Here is a 20,695-nt window from a genome sequence, read left to right as displayed (position 1 = left end):
AGTTCCTTCACCAAACTGTCCAGGTGCACTAATTCCTGCTATACTGGCATTGATATATGACCTTTACAGGTTCGCTCCTGCCGGCATCCCGGTAGTATACTGATGGCAGCGTTATTGTCAATAATCCAGGGGTAAGCACGTAGGGATATGTCTTCATAATCGACGGAAGCCTGGGATTGATCACCTGCCGGATCCTGAGTAAGCCGCCCCCAACAATATTATAACTGCCGTCTATGGCTTCTCTGCCCCGCAGGAAACAAGAGTCGCCTGTAAACCGGATGCCATGCGGAATTCCCATCTTCAACTGGCCATCTTCCACTCTCGGATCAATCGATCTTTTTTCCAGTAATACTCCATCGTTCTGCGAATACACTTCGGCCTGTACACTGAAGATATTCCACTGTCCAAGTATTGCGACAGAATCTGCCGCCTGCTGCGCACGTGCGGTATTCGCAAAACCAGTCATTGCTATCAGCAATACAAAAAGTCTTTTCATCAACATCTTATTTTTTCAATGAGCGTTTTTTAGTACGCACAGATTATTTTCAGTTTTTTCCTATCCTGGACCTGCCAGTTTTGCTTGTACTCTACCGCACTGGCATTTATAATCTTCTTATCCTTGTTGATATTCAAAGAATACTTTCCATTCAGCAAGTCAAGCGGCGTTTTCATCATAGTGACTGTCCCCGCATCGGCGCTTACATTTCTCCGGCCGGAACGAAGTACTTTTAAACTCACATCGTTGCCGGTATAAGGCGTTCCACTCTCATCCAGGAAATAAATATTCTTTGCACCACCATTCATTGTATTGGCATCAACCGCCCATATTTTGGTTGAATTGCCGAACGTCGCAACAAGTGGATCACAGTCGTCATCATTCACTTTGTTTTTTCCGGAAATGAGGATCTCATCGCCGGAGAAAAAGCATTCATTGATCGTCTGTAAGGACGCCCCTCCTATAATCTTTCCGTCCCTGATATCTACATGATCGAGTGTGGCATTTACGTTCTTATATGCACCTGCCATACCTTCATACATCCATGCGGCAGGGTAGTTAAATTGAAATACGGAATCGCCGAACTCATTCTGCGTTGCAGTAAGGAGGACATTTCCGGTTTCCCCGTCATACAGCAAATTGCTGGTTACAACCTTGCTTCCCTTATCCATTGCCTCCACCTTTTCCATAATACCATGCCTGTTAATCACCTTCATAGCTGCCGCAGACCGGAACAGGTTACGTTCACTCTGCGGGATCGCTATAACCGTCGGAACACCAATAATCGCAAAGCCGGCGAAAGTGACGTCAACATTGGCCTGCACCTGAACACTGAGTGTCTTCATCTCTGTCTGACGCATATCCATCATCACCTCTACATCTTTACCAATAGTCAGGTCTGTGCTGATCTTACCTTTGGCATCCATCGACAACACCGTGTTATTCAACCTCTTAATATCCACAGAATCGTTTTCGACATGATAATAGTAGCGGGTGTAAGAACCTGGCTGTCCGGCTGAATCGGTTGCCGCATAAATATTCTCAGCTTTCGGTTTTCCATGCATGTCGTTCAGCTCTACCTTAAAACCCTGACTCATTACGAGATGGTGCTGTGCATCTATTTTCAGGAGATTCCTCAAACCTGGTTTAAACGTCTTTTTGGTATCAGGATTCAATAGCGAATAGTCTGAAAAAGTAGGGAAATCATACGCCGTGTAAAACAGATTTTCCTTGTACCCTGTTACGGACTTAATTTTCGAACCGGCGTTATGGATAGACCTTGATATCACCGCACTGTACCCAACTGCCGGACCGGGGTAGAAAGACTCGCACATGGGTGTTTCTACATATCCCATATTCGTTGGCGCCCACAGCGCCGCCCGCTGACCATATTCAATAGGCACGCGCAAAGGGTTTTCCTCACCTCCGAGCACCGGCTCGTAAGTAGCTACGCCGCTACTGATCTTCCTGTCCTTTCCATCGATGTTCCTGATAGTTGTATACTCATATTCGGTACCGTACCTCGATTCCTTACGGCCGGTCATAGCGTTCCAGTTATCATATATGACAATACGCTTAACACGCTGTCCACCACCATACTTCTTATAATCAGGTACATTTAACCGCACCCACGAGCGGCTCAGATCAAGATCTCTGACCCATCCTTTACCTCTCACCATATTATCAAACGACTTTAGCGCATTGATCACATTACCAGCCATTGAAGTCAGCATCTTAACACCATCCGCCAAATCGAGGTTGTCTCCTACATCTGATCCCGGATATGCCTTTGATGGCAGGTTAAGCCGAAGAAACTGTGCGGCAGTCTTTGCTATTGTAGTGTACTCGCCGCCATCTTCGCCCTTCTTATTAACAGTTTTGATCTTAAACCAGATCGTGTTCCCATTGTTTAAGAACCCATATTGTCCCGGCACCAGGTCAGCATAAGCTGGCACGAACTCGTATCCTTTACCCCATTTGTCAGAAGGCATTCTCACACTTACCCTGAAGGCTATGTTGTTGTCAAGACCTGACAGGTATTTACGATATACCTCTTCGTTTGAACTGACGGCCTCAGGAACGTTTACCACCACATACGGATAATCGCCTTCAGCACCATATAACTGCGGTTTCACGTTGTTCATATCCACAGGTGCCTGAGAAGAAAAACCTGCTATATTGAACATCCGGGCTGCCCTTTTATGTTGGACAAATCCGTAGTCATCGCTTTCATAAGTGATCTTCATTCGTCCTCCTGATGGAAGTACAATTGAATCCAACGTCCATGCTGCGGCATTCAGTGCTGCCTTTACGCTATCCTGTACGGCATAGGGGCGATCAGCATTAGTGATCTTGTTATTATCAGTATACCCCGGATTGTCTGCCATACTTTTGTAGTTGCCCCAACGGTCGAATGATTTATGATCGTAACCGGGATTCTTTCCTGTATAATGAAATACATAGGCATTCTTACGTCCCTTTTTATTACCATTGTAAGTGAACCATATGCGTTTCAGGGTCAGTTTTCCGGTGGAGTCTGCAGTAGTCACATCGCCTCCTATGCTGCTATATCCCTTGCACAATTCATATGTATATTCGAAATGCACCGTCTTAACAGGGGTTGCAGCCGTATTATATTTCATGAAATCAGCCTTGGTATACAGGTTGATCTCTTCCAGCCGCTTTGACATTTTACTGTTGGCGATCTTTTGTCCATCTTCCTGGATAGGTTGCTGGTCCTTTCTGTCGCTCACTACAAACGTCGCGATCATATTTTTAGACTCAATGGAGTTCAGGTACCACAGTTCCTTCTCACCATATACATAGCTACCCTTATCATCTCTGTCGTCTGTTTTCAGGGATTCATTATAAGTTGCGCCTGCAGAATACGGGGTACGCCATTTAAAAGGATTATCTGCGCCTGCGGTACGCGTGTAATTGAATTTTACCGCATTCCCCGGATCGTCATCGGAAATACCATTTCCTGTCAGATCCACATAGTCCGGCGAAACGATTCCGGTCAACAGGAATGAATGCGGATAAGCAGGTGTTTCTTCACTATTGAAATACCAGTCAACTCCGTTCCTGTTCTCGGTTGTGTTGTCCGTTCCATGTGTGTAACCAACCGTACCTTCAACCGGATCGCCGTTGTTATGATTTACTGCGAAGGTTACTTCCTTTTGTCTGATGTTATAAACCGGCAATCCATAAATATTTCTTTTCCCGTCAGGACTAAGCACCTCTATTTGTGAAATGTGGTTATCCTTCCGTAAACCTGTTACCCTTTTCTCGCGGATCAGCGTATCGGGTATGACAACAAACGACTCGTGTACCGCCGCAGGTGTGAACAGGTCTTTTCCCTTTATAGTATCTTTTCCGTTATGGATATATAGTTTTACATACGCAAAACTTTCGTAGTTAACATATTCTACTCTGAGGTCATAGAAAACACCGGCCTCCAGGTTAACAGAATCCTGACTATAGCCGTAATGGTTCCACTTGTCTATAAATATCTTTTCGTTAATGAATACTCTGATACCATCATCAGTCACAGACTCTATCTTGTATTTTCCAGATACCGGCGCTTTTATCCGCCCAGTCCATCGTGCGCTGAATGCCTTACCACCTTTTTCTCCATTCGGAGCCCCTGTAAGATCATCGTATTTAAAAGCGTTTATATCCGGGAAATAAATATTAGTATCTATTCTTTCATACACTTTCACTTTCTTCTTCCAATCTGACCCGCTGTAATACTCACCACGAAGGCCTGGGGTATCCAGGTCATGTTCACCACCATTATTTGACACAACTGCACAATCACGCTGCTGTACATATTTATTTAAGAGATGATTTTCGATATATGTTGATTGCCCTACCAGACCCGCCTCCGCTGCTGTCAGATAAGTAATTACCTGTGTACGCTTATCCCGTTCATTCTTCACTACTGATTGGTTAGTCAACTGAACATCGCCCCTTTGCAATCCGCCGGCGTAGCGTGTAAGGACATTTGTTGTGCGAATATCAGGGCCTGAACCGATTAATTTCGGAAAAACGACATCATCGCCCCCTACGGCATTATAAAAGGCTGCAGTGTTGACGGTCATTTCTCCCGGGTTTCGGAAGTAAGCCGGCTCAAACAAACCATTGGCCTTTCTAAAGCCAACCATCTGCGCAAGACGGTTCGACTTTGCCAGCCACTGACCAGCTTCAGTATTGGAACGGGTATATGTGATGTCCAGACCGATATGCGCAATGTTACCAAAACCGACGTCCACTCCAACGCTGCCGGACCTGTCTTTTGTCTTTATTTTATGGTCATACACATATCCAATATCGCTTCTATAACCACGGAAGCTACCCCCTACCCCTTCACCCGAAATGGAAAAGATATCATAGGTATAACTGGGCACTCCAATGTTGGGTAATGTTGGCTTCTCGCGGTAAACAATATCTTTCTCCCTGTTGAAGTCAAGAACAGCTAAGGGATTTGCTGCTGCGTTCTGGTAATTGAGATAACCATATGCCGGCAAGCTCACTCGCTGGTCTTCTTTTTCAATAGACTGTTTAGTAACATACCCGCTTAAAAAGAGACTCGGATGCACCATGGTAGCTTCCCAGCCAGCCTTCAGCGTAATAGTCATCATCGAGTTAGTATAAGGTACAGACATCGATGGATTGTATGACGGATAAGCGAAGGAAATACCACTGGATAAAACGCCTCCATAGCTGTCACGGGAAAATTTTAAGGGGCCCGCCTGCATGTTGGGAATTCTTGCATTGAGAGCGTCCTTCCGCATCTTTGAAAGCCCTGCGCTAAACTGTATCGACTTCATGCCCTCTCTGCTGTTATAAGCTGAACCGATTGATAAAGATCCCGAAAGCCCCCCTTTATCCTGTATATCCTTCTGATACAGGCTGGCTGAAATGCTCGGGGAGATTGTCAATCCGTCCTGCGAATTGCTGGTAAAACCCAGGCCGCCCGCAGCACCATACGCGCCACTTTTGGCTGTGCGCAGACTCACTCCTGTGCCAACTTCCATTCCCCATCCACGGTAAGTATTATGAAAAACCCCAAAACTTCCGGTGAGTTCGGGCGTCGTTGTTGTCGTTGCTTTCTTAAGCGCTTCCTGGTCCATCCCCACGATTTCCAGGTTTAAACCTGCACTGGCTCCAATTGTCTTATTTTCTTTGATACTCTGTGTTTTGGTAACGGAATCGGTGCCGTTAAAGTCATCAGGTATTCCCCGCACATTACGTGTAATCGTACCCGGGTTCAGGTTCCATCCAAGACCAGTCCAGCTGGCCTCCTGATCCATGGTGATACCACTATTGTAACCTATAGCAATCGGATACCCTCCTACGTCCATTAAAGGAATAGAATAAGAGAAATCGCCGGTAAAAAGGTCCACCATATTGTCACTATTGACGGAGTGGAACTCCTGCATTTCCGGCTGAGTAGGACCGCCCTCGGCTTTCTCAGGTGCAGCAACGTGGGCATTATCCCTCCTGGAAACATCCGGATGGGTAGCCGCCATTGCAACTATGTCAACAAATCTGTTACCTGGCATTACAGTACGCTTAGCATAGCCAGAATCTCTATAATATGGTTTGGTAGCAGGTGCGCCTGATGCGAATGGAGGTATGACCATCTCTAAATAAAGCAGCACCAGCATGGCACGGGCAATCGTTTTCTTTCTCTTTGCAGCAAGAGCCAAAATCATCGTCGATCTCATTTATAAGTATAGCTCCGGTGGCCCGGTTTTATCTTGTATATGTAAACTTTATCTGGGAATGTCTGTTGCGTGAACTTTTTTGCACGCGTTCAGGAAAGTTTTAACGTCCCGGAGGCGACTGACCATCGGAAGTATCCATCAATGTGAACAGGAAAAGGGAGACTAAATATTTCATGGTATATAGCATCAAACCACACCAGGCCGATACGATCCATACAGGCCGAATGTGTCAACAAAAATCGTCAGGTAATTTACTAACCGGGTCAGGCAAACAATATCAAACATATCCGAACAAAGCAATTCACTTATAAGGTATAGCTTTTAAAACGCAGTAGAGTTGAGATGACATCTTACATTACTCAAACTATTACATAATTCAATGACGTATTAATTGCCCCCGTTTTAGAGCGCAATAATAGTTATTTTTTCTCAAACATTCGATAATAATACTTATGTTTTTTTTCTCATTTTAATACGGATTAAAATACAAATTCGTTTTCCGCCAATAATTAAACAATGGCTCTAACATGCGCCTTACCTGACGCTATGACTCGCTATAAGCAGCAAAAGCCTCCAGATACTTACTGATATACTCTTCTTTTCGCTTCAAACGGTATTGCATAATAAAACGCGGATGTTCCAGCGGTACGACCGTTTCAAAAAACCGCTCCTTCTCATTCACCTGCTTCAGGAAAGCTGCATTCTTTCCCGTACCAAAACAGTAACAAACACGGGTATCTATCCCAAACTCCAGCTGCTGACGGATGCTTCGTACCATAAAGTCATAAACCGCATTGGTCAGGGCCTTACTGTCGTAATAATTGTAATTGATCTCGGAGCCATCCGCTTTCACCGACGTAAATCCAAGTGGAGAAACGGAGGCAAAATAAAAATCATGGTAGAAAGCGGTTGGTCCTCCATATGCGCTGATTACATCATAAACGAAGACAGACGAAGGCTCGTGGGTTTTCAGCCCTTCTATGTTGATCCCTACAACTTCTGTCAGTCTTTTAGTATCGGTAAATGGAATACCCGTTGCACCAGAACCCAGGCGGCCGGGATTAATACCCATGATCATACGGCGTTCGTGATGATCATTATAATACTTGCGGTAAAATTGCTGCATAATATCCATCACCTGTGGCTGTTCGCGGAAAGGGTTCATGATCCTGATGCCCGGAGGCAGGGTACCGGTATAATGCAGGTTAGTATTGAATTCAATGACGTGCTCGGCGAATGTCGTTTTCTTCATGATAGTATTTAGTCATAAAAATACTATCCAACCGGCGAAAATCAATTTTAATGTATAACTTAAGAAAATCGGAGACTGATTTGTTAGTATCTTACCAGCCGGAGATTAGCCAATAGGCACGTTAAACTCGCCAAGTGATGGCATTCACAGTCCACCAGGGGCAAAAACGCCGGCAACTACTGTTTGGCGGAAATGTGAAGATTCCCGTTGCCGTCGTAGTTGATTTGCGTTATTTGATTATAGATGAAACAATACGATGTGTTTCCAGCGGGCCCAAATGTCTCGATATGAAAGTATGAAGGCGTAACGTCCCTGATTCGGGCGTCGGATTTAATTTTGTCGTCATTTATGTGGATCATGATATTGGGGCTGTGTTGAGTATTGTCGCGATATGCCCGAAACTGTCGCATATACGACGCCACCCTTATGTCATTACTTGTTGTTTCTGGCATTGCTTGCGTATCTTCTTTAAGATTCCCTCCCGAACATTGCGGATGAGCCTTCGCCTCCGCGACATCTGTCCTAGTAACTTTGGGAACCGTCTGTGATCTTGCAACGATTGCCAATGAAGTTAAAATAACTACTGCTAGTATCTTTTTCATAACATCTATTTTTAAATAGCTTCAGAATTCTGACTAAATGGTTAAAAACGCTATTGATATAGTAATAATCCGATCGGCCCAATAAAAAGTACCTTACCTCCCTGACAATGGCTTTACTACCGGCGCCAAGTCCTTCAAAAAGAATGCTTTGGAAAGCGTCACATTATAATAAGGCTGGGCCTTACTTACCTTAGGTTCAGACTTGGTATAACCAAAATAGTTGGACACTTCCGCTCCCATTGTCAACCCTGTCTTAGGCTCAGTAATCCACATGCGTGTAAAGAAGAATCCCCTCGTATCCTTTTTATATACCTGGTTCACCATTTCTATTTCCCCATTCGCCGACAAGAAGCTAATGGGAGTATAATTGATATTAATGCCAACAGAAGAACTTACGCGAATACTGATATCTTCCGTTTCATACCGAAGCAATAGACCCGCCAGTCCCAGATAAGCGTCATATATATTGAGTTTTACCTTATTCCGCAAAGGAGTAACTAGCGAAAACGCTGTACCAGGTGGGAACCGTTTAGTTATGGTATCTATGTCATAGTTATGGTTATTCAAATACGAGGTTTCCCGAACCGTTCTTCTCCAGATGAACTCAAACTGCGGAGCATAATACAGTTTTAAGTCGCCTTCCTTAAAGAAATTAAGCCGGAACAGCGGAGTAATGTATGCGCCAATATTATCTGAAACCTTAGATACCACTTTCATAGCGCTATCCTTATAGTATGCGGCACGGCCTGTGTCAATAGTGACTATCCTTGAGGTAAATGTAATGTCACGTGCAGAATCGGTGCTGGTCATTGTACGATTGCCGTACACTCCAAGACTAATCCCCATCTTTTTCGTTTCTGCGATAAAAATATTTGTAGCAAAGAAGAGGTTTTGTGCCTTTACGCCGTCAACCAAATCAAAATTAGTCCCAAGGTAACCCAGAAAGCGGTAATCAGTTAATAGCTTATTCGGAGGCAAAACTATCAACTCTATGCTCGTAGCTCCAGACTCATTATTATCTTCACTATCAACATCTTCTTTGTCATCTTTTTTCTTCCTTACAGACAGTTTTAAAATTAGCTTTAGGGGTTCAACCTGGATGTAATTGGGATCACTAGGGTTGAGCTTGATCGTGAAAACATTTTTGTTCTTCATCATCGCATTCAATGACGTCCCACTTATAGGATCAATTACCTCGAAGTCGTCTTGGCGAATGGTGCTCGCCCTTTCCACCGCTACATTTACTATATAATCCTTAAATGCTTCTCCTATATTGCCGACCTTGATCTGCAGGCTTATAAAACTTGCACCAGTGTTGCTTCTAAGAACGGTGTCCTTTACCTTGTCAAAACCTATACTGTACTTGTCCTGTGCTTTGCTTACATTCAAACAAAGAAAGGCCACAATGAAAACAGGTATAACTACTTTCATAAATAAAGTTTTAAAAGAAATGAGAAGAATTTAACCAGGACAGGGGCTACTTTACGGTGATTCAAGCCACCTAACACATCCCTGTAAGCAAATCTAGCAGGTTATTCATTTGTAAAAAATACCAACTAGTTGGTATTTCGTCTGGCTATTTTAAGCACATTCCCGTGATGTATAGATCCTATATATTATTATTTTTACTAAACTTACAATCAAATCCAATGCTTGAAGCATCGTCGCACAATTTTTAATGCCCATCACTATGGAAAATATTTCTCTATTTAATGATACATTCAGAGAGTTTTTAAAAGAAACCAGCAAAAAGAGAACGGATAAATTCATCACCAGGTTATCATCTCTTTTCGATACTCCGGAATTTCATCTTTGCAGGTCAACGATGGAAGACTATTATTTTAAATACCCAAAAATTCGTCTGGACAAGGAGACTGCATGCAAAATGCTATCCCATCGCTTCAAAGAGGGTCTTTTGTCTGTTGTTGACTATAGAACTCTGCTTGACGACGATTTAGGAGATGAATGCGATGAAGATTCTTTTGAAATTGACGATCCTTCGACCTGGAAACAAGCCTCATTAAACTGGTATGCGTTCGAACAGGAATTACTGAATAAATACTGGGCCAGTATTGAGAAACCTGAGAATTTCATCTTCTATAAAGACAGAGATCCCAATGGTATAAGGGAAATGGTACTTTCAGGACAATTAGTGGTATCAATCAGTGGAGAACCTCTAGCAACGCTCTATTCATTTTTTGATGTCAGCCCTACGCTCAAATATTACGAGAAATTATTTGCGCAGTTTCTCCCGGAATATCCATTGCAGAAAGAAGTCTCTACAAAGAAAATCAAACGATATGCTAAAGATATCGGGAATGGCATAAAATTGGGGTTTTATGTCAACTATGCAGCACTAGAGAAAGAATTGAAATATGGATATCTCGAATTTCCGCCCTTCCTGATAGAAGCATTTTCGAGCCAGCTGGCACATCCTATCACCGAGTCAAATTATCTGAAAGGACAGATAGACCAACCCATTATAAGAATCCAACCATTTCACTTTATGGGGACTCCTTCTGATAGTAGATTGGGCGACTCTTCCGAGCGTGTCGAAGAACTGCAAAAGAAACTACATTTTCACTTTGCAGTTTTTGCTTTCTATGCAAGGATTTATCTGAAAGAAGTAGCTGAAATATTGTTAGCATGCAGTACTAAGCAAAACGATACCTCACATTAGTACTGGCCCCTGCGTAGCCGGGATACTGCCGTTACTGGCCAGGGAAGCTACCGGAGCAATAACACTTCTATTGTTGCTCATCACTACTACTTTTCAGGTTATGCGGGCCGCGCTGGTGAATCCGGTGAAGAATTTAAGGACAGAATAAAATGTAAAGTCAAAAATTATTCGGCCATCTGATTCACCCCGGATGGCTTTTTTATGTCTACGCCTCCCCTAATATATCATTTCTCCCTAATCCCACTTTATTGTACATATGACAATATATCCCGGCTTTTTGTATATTTATACTCACTACGTATCTTAGATTGTCATGCGTAAGAATTCCTACAATGATGAAGAACTACTGGAACAGATCCAATTACACAGGGATGCTGCCGCTTTTACGACGCTATACGAGCGTTACTGGGAAAGGCTGCTCACACTCGCCTACATTCGCCTTCAATCATCTGCAGACGCCCAGGAGGTAGTACAGGAAGTTTTCCTCGACATCTGGAAACGGGCTGGTAACATTTCCCTGGAACATTCTTTTCATACATATATATCCGCCGCACTCAAATATAAAATACTGACCCTCTTAGCCAAACGTAAAGCAGAACAGGCCAGAAGTTCGCTCCTCGTTCAGGATGAAGCCGATGCCAGCACAGAACAATGGCTTAGCTACCAGCAATTACGCCAGGAGCTGGAACAAACCGTACAAACCCTCCCCGAAAAATGCCGCCTGGTATTCCGCCTGAGCAGGGAAAAAGGTATGAGTGAAAAACAGATTGCCAGGACCCTTAATATCTCTATTAAGACCGTAGAAGCCCATATCTCCAAGGCATTAAAAACGCTGCGTACCTCCCTCCAGCATCTCCACTCCTTTTTCCTCTGGTAATTTTTTTTTTCAGCGCACTAAGGGAAACTGCCTTTATCCGAAGACTATATATAAAAGAGGCCCTACAATGAGCGATCTGACATCAGAACAGATATCCCGGCTTGCCGATAAATGGCTGAAAGGAACTATCAGCCAGGAAGAAAAGGCTTTGTTCGAAGCATGGTATAATAGTGTACCTGAAGGTACTGTTGAGTGGCACGATGAAACGGCGCATTCCTCCCGGGAGCTCCGCGAACAGCTGCTACAACAGATCAGGGACCGAATGGAAGAAAAAAGGCCTCTTACATTGTATAAAAGGATACCCGTCAGATACCTGGGCGCAGCTGCAGCGGTAATTGTGTTGATGATTGCAACAGGTATCTACTGGTATACCGTCAGGAAGGACCAGCCATCATCCATAGCCAACAATAAAGAGGCAGCCGCCCGGCTCAAACCAGGTGGTAACAAAGCTACCCTTACACTGGCCAACGGCGCCGTAATAACGCTTGAAGACGAACAGAATGGCGCCCTCGGACAGCAGAACAATACTAAGATCATCAAACTCAATAACGGTCAACTCGTCTATAACAGTGAACAGGGAAAGGCGGGCAGTACACCGGCCGTTCTCAATACACTTTCTGTGCCCCGTGGCGGCAAATACAACATCACACTCGCCGACGGAACAGTGGTATGGTTGAATGCAGCCAGCAGCATGACCTTCCCCGCTGCCTTTACAGGCAGGGAAAGGCAGGTCACTCTCAATGGTGAAGCTTATTTTGAAGTGGCTGCCGATGCCTCCCGCCCCTTCATTGTAAAAGTGGGTGATATGCATATAAGGGTATTGGGGACGCATTTTAATGTCATGGCCTACAATGATGAACAATCTGTAAACACCACACTATTACAGGGAGCAGTGAAAGTACAGAGCGCTGGCGGTGAGGCATTGCTTAAACCAGGACAACAGGCTAAAATGGATCATACCGGCAATCTAAAGGTTGTACGGGCCGACATCGACGCTGCTATCGCCTGGAAAAATGGCCTGTTCAGCTTCAACAACGCCTCCATAGAAGAAGTAATGCGGGAAGTGGCCCGCTGGTTCGACGCAGAAATTGTATACCCGGATGGCATTCCACAGGATCGCTTCCAGGGTGAAATAGACAGAAACTCAGATATAACGGCCGTTCTGAAAATACTCGAAGCTAGTGGGGTTAAATTCACCGTACAGGGACATAAGATAATGGTAAGATCCTGACACCGTAAAGACAACTTTTATCAACCAAAATTGAATGCAGGTATGGACAACGCACCTTGATTCCACCTGCCGTATAACCTGTAATAAAACAGGGGCGATTGAGCCCGCCCCTGCAACGTTTGGGTTATACTGGCAATAAACAATCCGCTGAAGATCAATTATCACTCTCACCCAAACACTGCAAATCTATGCAATTGTATGATTATGTGGAAGCCACAGGTATGCCCGGACTTCCGCCAACCAAAATTGAACATCGCAGCATAGCAAAGAAAGTGACGCTATTCCCTGTGCGCAAAATTCTACTGGTTATGAAAATGATCACCATTTTACTGACAATCGCCTGTCTGCAGGTAAGCGCCGCCAGCTATGCACAAAAGCTGAGCTTATCTGCAAAGGACCGCCCACTGGAAGAGGTGTTCCGGGAAATCAAAGAGAAAACCGGATACCTGTTCTTCTACAAAATAGGCATGCTGAAAAATGCAGAAAAGGTGAACGTACAGGTAGAAAACGGCGATCTGCGGTATGTGCTGGACCTCATCTTCAAAAAACAGCCCTTCACCTACGAGATCGTCAATAAAACAGTAGTGGTAAAACCACGGCAGAATGACCTGCTGATGGTTGTACCCGAAGAAGCAGCCGCTGGCAACGTTTCCGGCCGGGTGACGGACGAAAAGGGGAATCCCCTGCCCGGCGTATCTGTACAGGTAAAAGGTACTTCCAAGGGCACACAAACCAATGCCAATGGCGAGTACCAGCTGACAGGACTAGCGGATAATGCAGTGCTGGTATTCCGTTACATTGGTTTCCAGCCGCAGGAAGTACCGGTAAACGGACGCAATACTATTACGATAGCCCTCTCCTCCGGCGCGCTTGGCCTTAGTGACGTGGTAGTGGTAGGTTACGGTAAACAATCCCGTCAAAACCTTATCAGCGCTGTAAACACTGTAAAGGCAGATGAACTGAACAAAGGCGCCATTACAGATGTAGGTCAGCTGTTACAAGGTAAAGTTCCGGGACTGAACGTTTCTGCCAGTGGCGACCCGAATGCTGTAGCCGCCGTAGTACTGCGTGGCGCTTCTACGCTGAACGCATCCCAGGGCCCGTTCTATGTTATTGATGGTATACCGGGCGCTGATATCTCTGTGATCGCTCCCGATGATATTGCTTCTGTGGATGTGCTTAAAGATGCTGCCGCCACCGCCATCTATGGTAACCGCGCTGCCAACGGCGTGATCATGGTCACCACTAAAAGAGGGAAAAAAGGACAATTACAGGTATCGTACAGCGGTTATGCAGGTATAGAAAAAGTATCCAACAACCTGGAGATGATGAATGCCGAAGAATTACGCAGCTTCCTTTCAAAGAATGGACAATCCTTCTCTCCGGCAGATGATAAAGGTGCCAATACCGACTGGCAGGCTGCTATACAGAGAAGTACCGCCGTATCGCACAACCACAACCTCTCCCTGAGCGGAGGCACAGACCATAGCTCATATGCCGCAAGCCTGAACTATACAAAGAAAGAAGGTATCCTCCTGAATAGCGATCTGGAACGTGTCATCGCCCGCCTGCAGCTGGAACAATACGCGTTGAATGACAAGGTTAAATTTGGCCTGAATGTGATGAACTCCAACAGCAATGCCGATGATATCCCCTATCGTAACGTGGTACTCCTGCAATCAGCCTTGCACCTGCCTGTTTCGCCTGTTAAAAATGCAGACGGTTCCTGGTTTGAGAACTTCGCCACACAGAGCTATTATAATCCTGTTGCGATGATGAACAACAGCGAGATGAACACCAAATACAACAATCTTGTCGGCAGCTTCACCACCCAGGTGAAACTCCCCTTCGGATTTACGTACGATCTTAATCTATCCTATGTCGGCTTCACCTCTTTACACGGTGAATACTATAACAAATATTTCACGACAAATTATAACAGCATGTATGATAACCCTAATCCCGGATTAGGCTATCATACACCGCAGACCTTCGGCCAGAACGGACAGGCGACCAGGAACTCCTACCAGAATACAACAAAGATCCTGGAAACATTCCTGACCTGGGACAGAACATTCGGAAAGCATACCATCAACATGGTATTAGGATATTCCTGGCAGAACAACAAAGTGGGTGAAGGCTTCCAGGTAACTACCAGCAATTTCCCGGTAGATAATATCAGTTATAATAACCTGGCCCTGAGCAACCCTTATGCCGTATCCGGCTTCCAGATAGGCCTTGGTGCGAATGGAGTTTACCAGGAGAACAGACTGATCTCGAACTTTGCCCGTTTGAATTATAACTACGGCGACAAATACCTCGTACAGGGATCTGTAAGAAGAGACGGAAGTTCTGTATTCGGCGTCAACAACCAATGGGGCTATTTCCCCTCTGTAGGTCTTGCATGGCGCATAAGCCAGGAGAACTTCATGAAGGATATCACCGCGCTGAGCGATGTAAAACTGAGAGCCAGCTATGGTGTAACAGGTAATGCATCCGGTTTTAACGCTTATACTTCCCGCTTCATCTCCGGTACAGTCGGCGTGTTTTATTACAACGGAATGTCCATCGCTGCAAGCGGTCCCATACAGGCGGCCAATCCGGACCTGAAATGGGAAAAGACAGCAACTACCAATCTCGGTGTCGACTTTGGTATACTCAAGGGTAAACTCAACATTTCAGTTGATGTCTATAACAAGAAAACAACCGGTATGATCTACTCCTACAGGGTAGACCCGATACTTGTTCCAACCGGCACCATCGTTGCCAACGGTGGCAGCATGCGCAACAAAGGGATAGAAGTAAGCCTGAACGCTACGCCGGTACAGAACAAGAATTTCAGCTGGACCAGCAGCCTGAATCTGGCACATAACCAGAACAGGATCACCAGTCTGACCAATCCGCTCTTTTCAGGAGGAGATTCCGTACTGCTGGCCTTCCCTGAAGGCGCCGGCCAGTCCAGCCACTCCCTGCAGATACTGAAAGAAGGTAAACCACTGGGACAGTTCTTTTCACTCATATATGCCGGCAAAGACGCCAATGGCGTTTCCCAGTTTGTAGGTGGCGATGGTAAGCTCACCACTACTCCCGTTATCGGTACAGACTATCATTACATCGGTAATGCACAGCCTAAATTGCTGATGGGATGGGCCAACAATTTCCACTATCGCCAATGGGACCTGAGCATCTTCCTGAGAGGAGTATTCGGCAACAAAATATTCAATGCGACCAGGGCTGACCTGTTCAGACCTGCTACCGCCCAATATACCAACATCCTGAAAGAAGCGGCCAATGAAAGCGCGGCAGATTTCAACGCATATCTCTATTCCGACCGCTTTGTTGAAAGCGGCAGCTATGTGAGATTTGACAATGCCAGCCTTGCCTACAATTTCAAAAAAATTGGCCCTTATATCAAAGGACTCAGGCTGTATGTAACGGTTAATAATCTTTTTGTCATTACCGGATTTAAAGGCGTTGACCCTGAAGTGAACCAGGGAGGCATAGCACCAGGAGTAGATTACAATAACTTCTACCCGAAGACACGTACTTTCTTATTTGGCGCAAACCTATCCCTGTAAGTGAACAAGTAAAAATATTCATTATGAAAAAACTACTTCAATATATAAGCATTCCTTTGCTGATGAGCGTATTGGGAGCCTGTTATAAACTCGATATGCCAATCACAAGTGAATTAACGCCGGATGTATTTCCGCGGGACAGCGCACAGTTTGTTGCGGCATCAGGCCCCGCCTATGTAGCTTTGAGAGGAAACATTTCGGTGGAATACTTCTTCCTGCAGACGCTATCCACCGATGAAGCCATCTTCCCCGCAAAAGGAGGTAACTGGTACAACGGTGCGGAATTTCAACAAATGCACTACCACACATGGACTAAAGACAATGGGCTGGTAAACGGGAACTGGACCTGGCTTTCCACTATCATTGGAACAGTGAACCAAACGATATCGATCCTATCTAAAAATGCACCGGAAGGAACTTTTAAACAGACTAATCTTGCAGAACTTAGAATGATCCGTGCGCTGGCTTATTTCATGATGATGGATAACTATGGCAACGTCCCCATCGATACAGTGAACGGCGACTTCACGCCAAAGCCCAATACTCCCCGCGCCCAGGTGTTTACCTTCGTAGAACAGGAAATAAAAGCATGTATCCCCTACCTCGGCACAGATCCTGTTGCTACGTATGGCAGGGCCAATAAATGGATGGCCTATACCTTACTGGCGAAAATGTACCTGAACGCTGAAATTTATACAGGCACTGAAAGAAATAATGATTGCATCGCCGCCTGCGATAATGTTATACAATCCAACCAGTATGCGCTGGAACCTAAAAACACCTACCTGCAGATGTTCTATCCCAATAACGGGCCGCAGATGAAGGAGTTTATCTTTGCAATACCTTTTGACCCTTCCTGGTCAAGCACACTTCCTTTCAGATGCCAGAACCTGCATGCACGCTATGATATCCCGAGAGGACTGGCGCAACAGAAGTATCATCTTCCTTTTACACCGGATGGTGCTATCTGCACCCTGCCTTCATACTATGCGAATTTTAACGATCCTGGTGACATCAGGAACAAACAGTGGCTCACTGGTCTGCAATACCTGGAAGATGGCGTAACACCGGCAACTGTTACCACTACGAAGAAAGGGTATGACCAGTTCTATACCGGTGCAGATGGCTCCGCTCCCTTTACTTACCAGATCGAGCTGAAGCCTGAAGTGACCCTCCGCCAGGATGTAGCTTCCTTTGATGTAGGCAACGACGAAATTGCATGGAATATGGGATACCGCAACATCAAGATCTATCCCGATGCCACTTCACTGAACAGGAACCAGAAAAATGATATTCCGTTCTTCCGTTACTCAGACGTCATACTGATGAAGGCGGAAGCTATATTACGGGGAGGAAACCCTACAATGGGTCATACAGCACTTACACTGGTCAATCAGCTGAGAGCAGAGCGTAGTACCTCCGCTCCATTGAGCGCTGTGACACTGGAAGATATTTATAGCGAAAGAGCCCGTGAATTTGCATGGGAATCATGGCATAGAAATGATGTGATCCGCTTCGGCAAGTATGAAGAAAAATGGGGGTTCAAAACAGATGCAGACCCAAATCATCGCATCTTCCCCATCCCTACTACGGCCTTCCAGCTTAACCCTGCGCTTGTCCAGAATCCGGGGTATGCGCAGTAACACCATCGTACAACATAAATTTTACACCCGGTATAAGCACACCGGGTGTAAAATTTATCAGCAAGTACTTAATTTCACCGGAGGATCCACAGGATACGTTAGTGTCCGGGACCCCGACAACCAATTTTTCAATATCAGATAATGAAGATCTCTTTCCCGGCCAGAGTACGCCAATACTGGTATTACATCGCCTTGTTCCTTTCTGTTTGCTTTTATTCCAGTGCTGCCGCACAGCTTAATAAAGCGGAAGCTACTGCGCTGATCAGCAGGATACTGCCCGAAAAGGCAGGCGCATTTGCGGTAGAACCACTTCCGGCACAATCAGACAAAGACGCTTTTGAAATAGAAAGCAGCAAGGGAAAGATCATTTTAAGAGGCAATAACGGTGTGGCAATAGCAGCCGCCTTATACCATTACCTGAATGAATACACGCATTGCCAGATAACCTGGAATGGCACCAACCTCCATCTTCCCGATCGCCTGCCTGCTGTGCCTCAGAAGGTGCAACGACGCTCTCCATACCAATACCGCTATTACCTGAACTACTGTACGTTCAATTATTCCATGAGCTGGTGGAACTGGGAACGCTGGGAAAAGGAAATAGACTGGATGGCGCTGCATGGCATTAACATGCCGCTGGCCATCACAGGAGAAGAATATACATGGTACCTGGTCTATAAGGACATGGGATTCAGCGATGCGGAATTACAGGACTTCTTCAGCGGCCCGGCCTATTTCGCCTGGTTCTGGATGGGCAACCTGGATGGCTGGGGCGGCCCCTTGCCTCTCAGCTGGATGAAAAGCCATCATGCCTTACAGGTAAAGATCCTGCAAAGAGAAAGAGCACTGGGCATGAAGCCCGTATTGCCAGCTTTTACCGGTCATGTGCCTACGGCCTTCAAAAAGAAATTCCCTGCTGCCAAACTGATAACAACCAACTGGAAGAACGGCTTTGCCGATACGGAGATCCTGGACGCGGCTGATCCTCTTTTTGCCATGCTGGGCAAGAAATTCCTGGAAAAACAAACACAGTTGTATGGCACTGATCACTTGTACTCTGCGGATACTTTCAATGAAAACGAACCTCCCTCCGATGATCCCGCCTTCCTCTCCGGATTGAGCGCGCGGGTCTATGAAGGCATGAAACAGGCAGATACTGCCGCCGTATGGGTGATGCAGGGATGGCTGTTCTATAGTGACAGGAAGTTCTGGAAAGCGCCACAGGTAGAAGCCTTGCTGAAAGCTGTACCAAACGATAAAATGATCCTGCTGGACCTCGCTGCCGAAATTGAGCCTGTCTGGAAAAGAACGGATGCATTTTACGGTAAACCGTGGATATGGAATATGTTGAACAACTTCGGCGGTAATGTCAACCTTTTCGGAAGAATAGAGGGTGCTGCTTCCGGACCCGCACTGGCGTTGAATGACACCCATTCCGGTAATATGGCAGGCATTGGCCTTACCATGGAAGCGATTGAACAGAATCCGGTATTGTATGAACTGATGATGGAACATACCTGGCAATCCGAACCCATACAACTGGATGAATGGCTGCATAAATACATTCGTAACCGCTACCGCAGTGAAAATGAAGATCTGCTCAAAGCCTGGGATATTCTTAAACACACCGTCTACAACGGACAGGCCATCAGGGATGGTGCAGAATCCATCATTACCGGCCGTCCCACCTTCGATTCTGCTGCCGAATGGACACGTACCCGTCTCAATTATCCGCCACATGAACTGTTGCCTGCATGGGACCTTTTCATCAAAGCGGCTACAGCGGGTGTCAATACTGATGGTTTCCGCTATGACCTGGTAGATATCAGCAGACAGGTACTGGCAAACTATGCACAGCCGCTGCAACAGCGATGGGTACGCGCGTTCAGAGAGAAAGACAGCGCGGCTTTCCGTTTGTACAGCGCCCGTTACCTCACACTGATCAGCGATATGGACGCACTTCTGGCTACCCGTAAGGACTTTATGCTCGGTCCCTGGCTGGCTACCGCCCGCAGCTGGGGCAACAACAATGCAGAAAAGGCTTTATATGAGCGCAATGCCCGCGACCTGATCACTTTATGGGGAGATGCCAACAGTCCCTTGCATGAATATGCCAACCGCCAATGGAGCGGACTACTGAACGACTTCTATAAACCTCGCTGGGAACAGTTCTTCGATATACTGCAACAGGCACTGCGAACAGGAAAGGAACCCGATCTGCAGGCATTCGACAAACAAATACGCGCCTGGGAATGGCAATGGGTCAATCGACGGAAAATATTCCCTGTTACTGCGCAGGGTAATAGTATACAGACCGCCCGCAGGTTATATGATAAATACAGATCAGTAATAGAAGAGTAAGTATCAAAAGCAAGTTGTTTTTTTTCGAATCATATAAACGAGCCTTCCACGGTCAGATGTCTGAACAAGAAGCGGGTGTATCGGGAACTGATCGCCCACTTCTTCTTCAGAATAAATTGATACCTCAGAGAGCAAAGCTACCCATATCTGAACTCAGCGCAATTCCGGCAAACTTAAACGTCCTATCAGAAAGATTACCTTGTTTACCCCTCTGACGAGGAGTGATACACTACTTCCCGATAT

10 protein-coding genes are annotated in these 20,695 nt (G+C 45.6%); 6 read left to right on the top strand and 4 right to left on the bottom strand.

Going from position 1 to position 20,695, the window contains the following annotated elements; translation table 11 throughout:
- Window positions 1-28: 28 nt before the first annotated feature.
- The 4 genes from L3C95_RS21640 to L3C95_RS21625 all read right to left on the bottom strand — a co-directional run bounded on the left by L3C95_RS21640 (window position 29) and on the right by L3C95_RS21625 (window position 9,513).
- Window positions 29-496, bottom strand: a complete 468-nt coding sequence (locus tag L3C95_RS21640) for a hypothetical protein (protein WP_236390741.1) — start codon at window positions 494-496, stop codon at window positions 29-31.
- Between the two features lie 29 nt (window positions 497-525).
- Window positions 526-6,216, bottom strand: coding sequence for a PA14 domain-containing protein (locus L3C95_RS21635; RefSeq protein WP_236390740.1), 5,691 nt, complete (start codon window positions 6,214-6,216; stop codon window positions 526-528).
- Between the two features lie 556 nt (window positions 6,217-6,772).
- The gene (locus tag L3C95_RS21630; protein WP_236390739.1) at window positions 6,773-7,480 is read right to left on the bottom strand and encodes an SMUG2 DNA glycosylase family protein; all 708 of its coding nucleotides are present in this window, start codon (window positions 7,478-7,480) and stop codon (window positions 6,773-6,775) included.
- 695 nt (window positions 7,481-8,175) lie between these two features.
- Window positions 8,176-9,513, bottom strand: coding sequence for a hypothetical protein (locus L3C95_RS21625; protein ID WP_236390738.1), 1,338 nt, complete (start codon window positions 9,511-9,513; stop codon window positions 8,176-8,178).
- A 259-nt stretch (window positions 9,514-9,772) separates the two neighbouring features.
- Between L3C95_RS21625 and L3C95_RS21620 the strand changes: the two genes are divergently transcribed.
- The 6 genes from L3C95_RS21620 (at window position 9,773) to L3C95_RS21595 (ending at window position 20,452) form a co-directional block, all read left to right on the top strand.
- A complete protein-coding gene (locus tag L3C95_RS21620; RefSeq protein ID WP_236390736.1) occupies window positions 9,773-10,762 on the top strand; it encodes a hypothetical protein in 990 nt (329 codons plus the stop codon).
- Between the two features lie 313 nt (window positions 10,763-11,075).
- Window positions 11,076-11,639, top strand: a complete 564-nt coding sequence (locus tag L3C95_RS21615) for an RNA polymerase sigma-70 factor (protein WP_236390734.1) — start codon at window positions 11,076-11,078, stop codon at window positions 11,637-11,639.
- Between the two features lie 67 nt (window positions 11,640-11,706).
- On the top strand, window positions 11,707-12,870 hold the full coding sequence (locus L3C95_RS21610) for a FecR family protein (protein ID WP_236390732.1): 1,164 nt from the start codon (window positions 11,707-11,709) through the stop codon (window positions 12,868-12,870).
- Window positions 12,871-13,058: 188 nt separating this feature from the next.
- Window positions 13,059-16,448 carry a TonB-dependent receptor gene (locus L3C95_RS21605; protein ID WP_236390730.1) on the top strand — a complete coding sequence of 1,130 codons (3,390 nt, stop codon included), beginning with the start codon at window positions 13,059-13,061 and terminating at the stop codon, window positions 16,446-16,448.
- 23 nt (window positions 16,449-16,471) lie between these two features.
- Complete coding sequence (locus tag L3C95_RS21600; protein ID WP_236390728.1) at window positions 16,472-18,091, top strand: RagB/SusD family nutrient uptake outer membrane protein; 1,620 nt, start codon at window positions 16,472-16,474, stop codon at window positions 18,089-18,091.
- Between the two features lie 141 nt (window positions 18,092-18,232).
- On the top strand, window positions 18,233-20,452 hold the full coding sequence (locus L3C95_RS21595; protein ID WP_236390726.1) for an alpha-N-acetylglucosaminidase: 2,220 nt from the start codon (window positions 18,233-18,235) through the stop codon (window positions 20,450-20,452).
- The last annotated feature ends 243 nt before the right edge of the window (window positions 20,453-20,695 follow it).

The sequence above is a fragment of the Chitinophaga filiformis genome, assembly GCF_021646545.1.
Taxonomy (GTDB): Bacteria; Bacteroidota; Bacteroidia; order Chitinophagales; family Chitinophagaceae; genus Chitinophaga; species Chitinophaga filiformis_A.
This window is presented reverse-complemented; position numbering and strand designations above follow the sequence as displayed.

Coding starts and splice junctions, on each gene's coding strand:
- L3C95_RS21595 (WP_236390726.1), top strand. CDS start 18,233: ATGAAGATCTCTTTCCCGGCCAGAGTACGCCAATACTGGTATTACATC.
- L3C95_RS21600 (WP_236390728.1), top strand. CDS start 16,472: ATGAAAAAACTACTTCAATATATAAGCATTCCTTTGCTGATGAGCGTA.
- L3C95_RS21605 (WP_236390730.1), top strand. CDS start 13,059: ATGCAATTGTATGATTATGTGGAAGCCACAGGTATGCCCGGACTTCCG.
- L3C95_RS21630 (WP_236390739.1), bottom strand. CDS start 7,480: ATGAAGAAAACGACATTCGCCGAGCACGTCATTGAATTCAATACTAAC.
- L3C95_RS21625 (WP_236390738.1), bottom strand. CDS start 9,513: ATGAAAGTAGTTATACCTGTTTTCATTGTGGCCTTTCTTTGTTTGAAT.
- L3C95_RS21635 (WP_236390740.1), bottom strand. CDS start 6,216: ATGATTTTGGCTCTTGCTGCAAAGAGAAAGAAAACGATTGCCCGTGCC.
- L3C95_RS21620 (WP_236390736.1), top strand. CDS start 9,773: ATGGAAAATATTTCTCTATTTAATGATACATTCAGAGAGTTTTTAAAA.
- L3C95_RS21640 (WP_236390741.1), bottom strand. CDS start 496: ATGAAAAGACTTTTTGTATTGCTGATAGCAATGACTGGTTTTGCGAAT.
- L3C95_RS21610 (WP_236390732.1), top strand. CDS start 11,707: ATGAGCGATCTGACATCAGAACAGATATCCCGGCTTGCCGATAAATGG.
- L3C95_RS21615 (WP_236390734.1), top strand. CDS start 11,076: ATGCGTAAGAATTCCTACAATGATGAAGAACTACTGGAACAGATCCAA.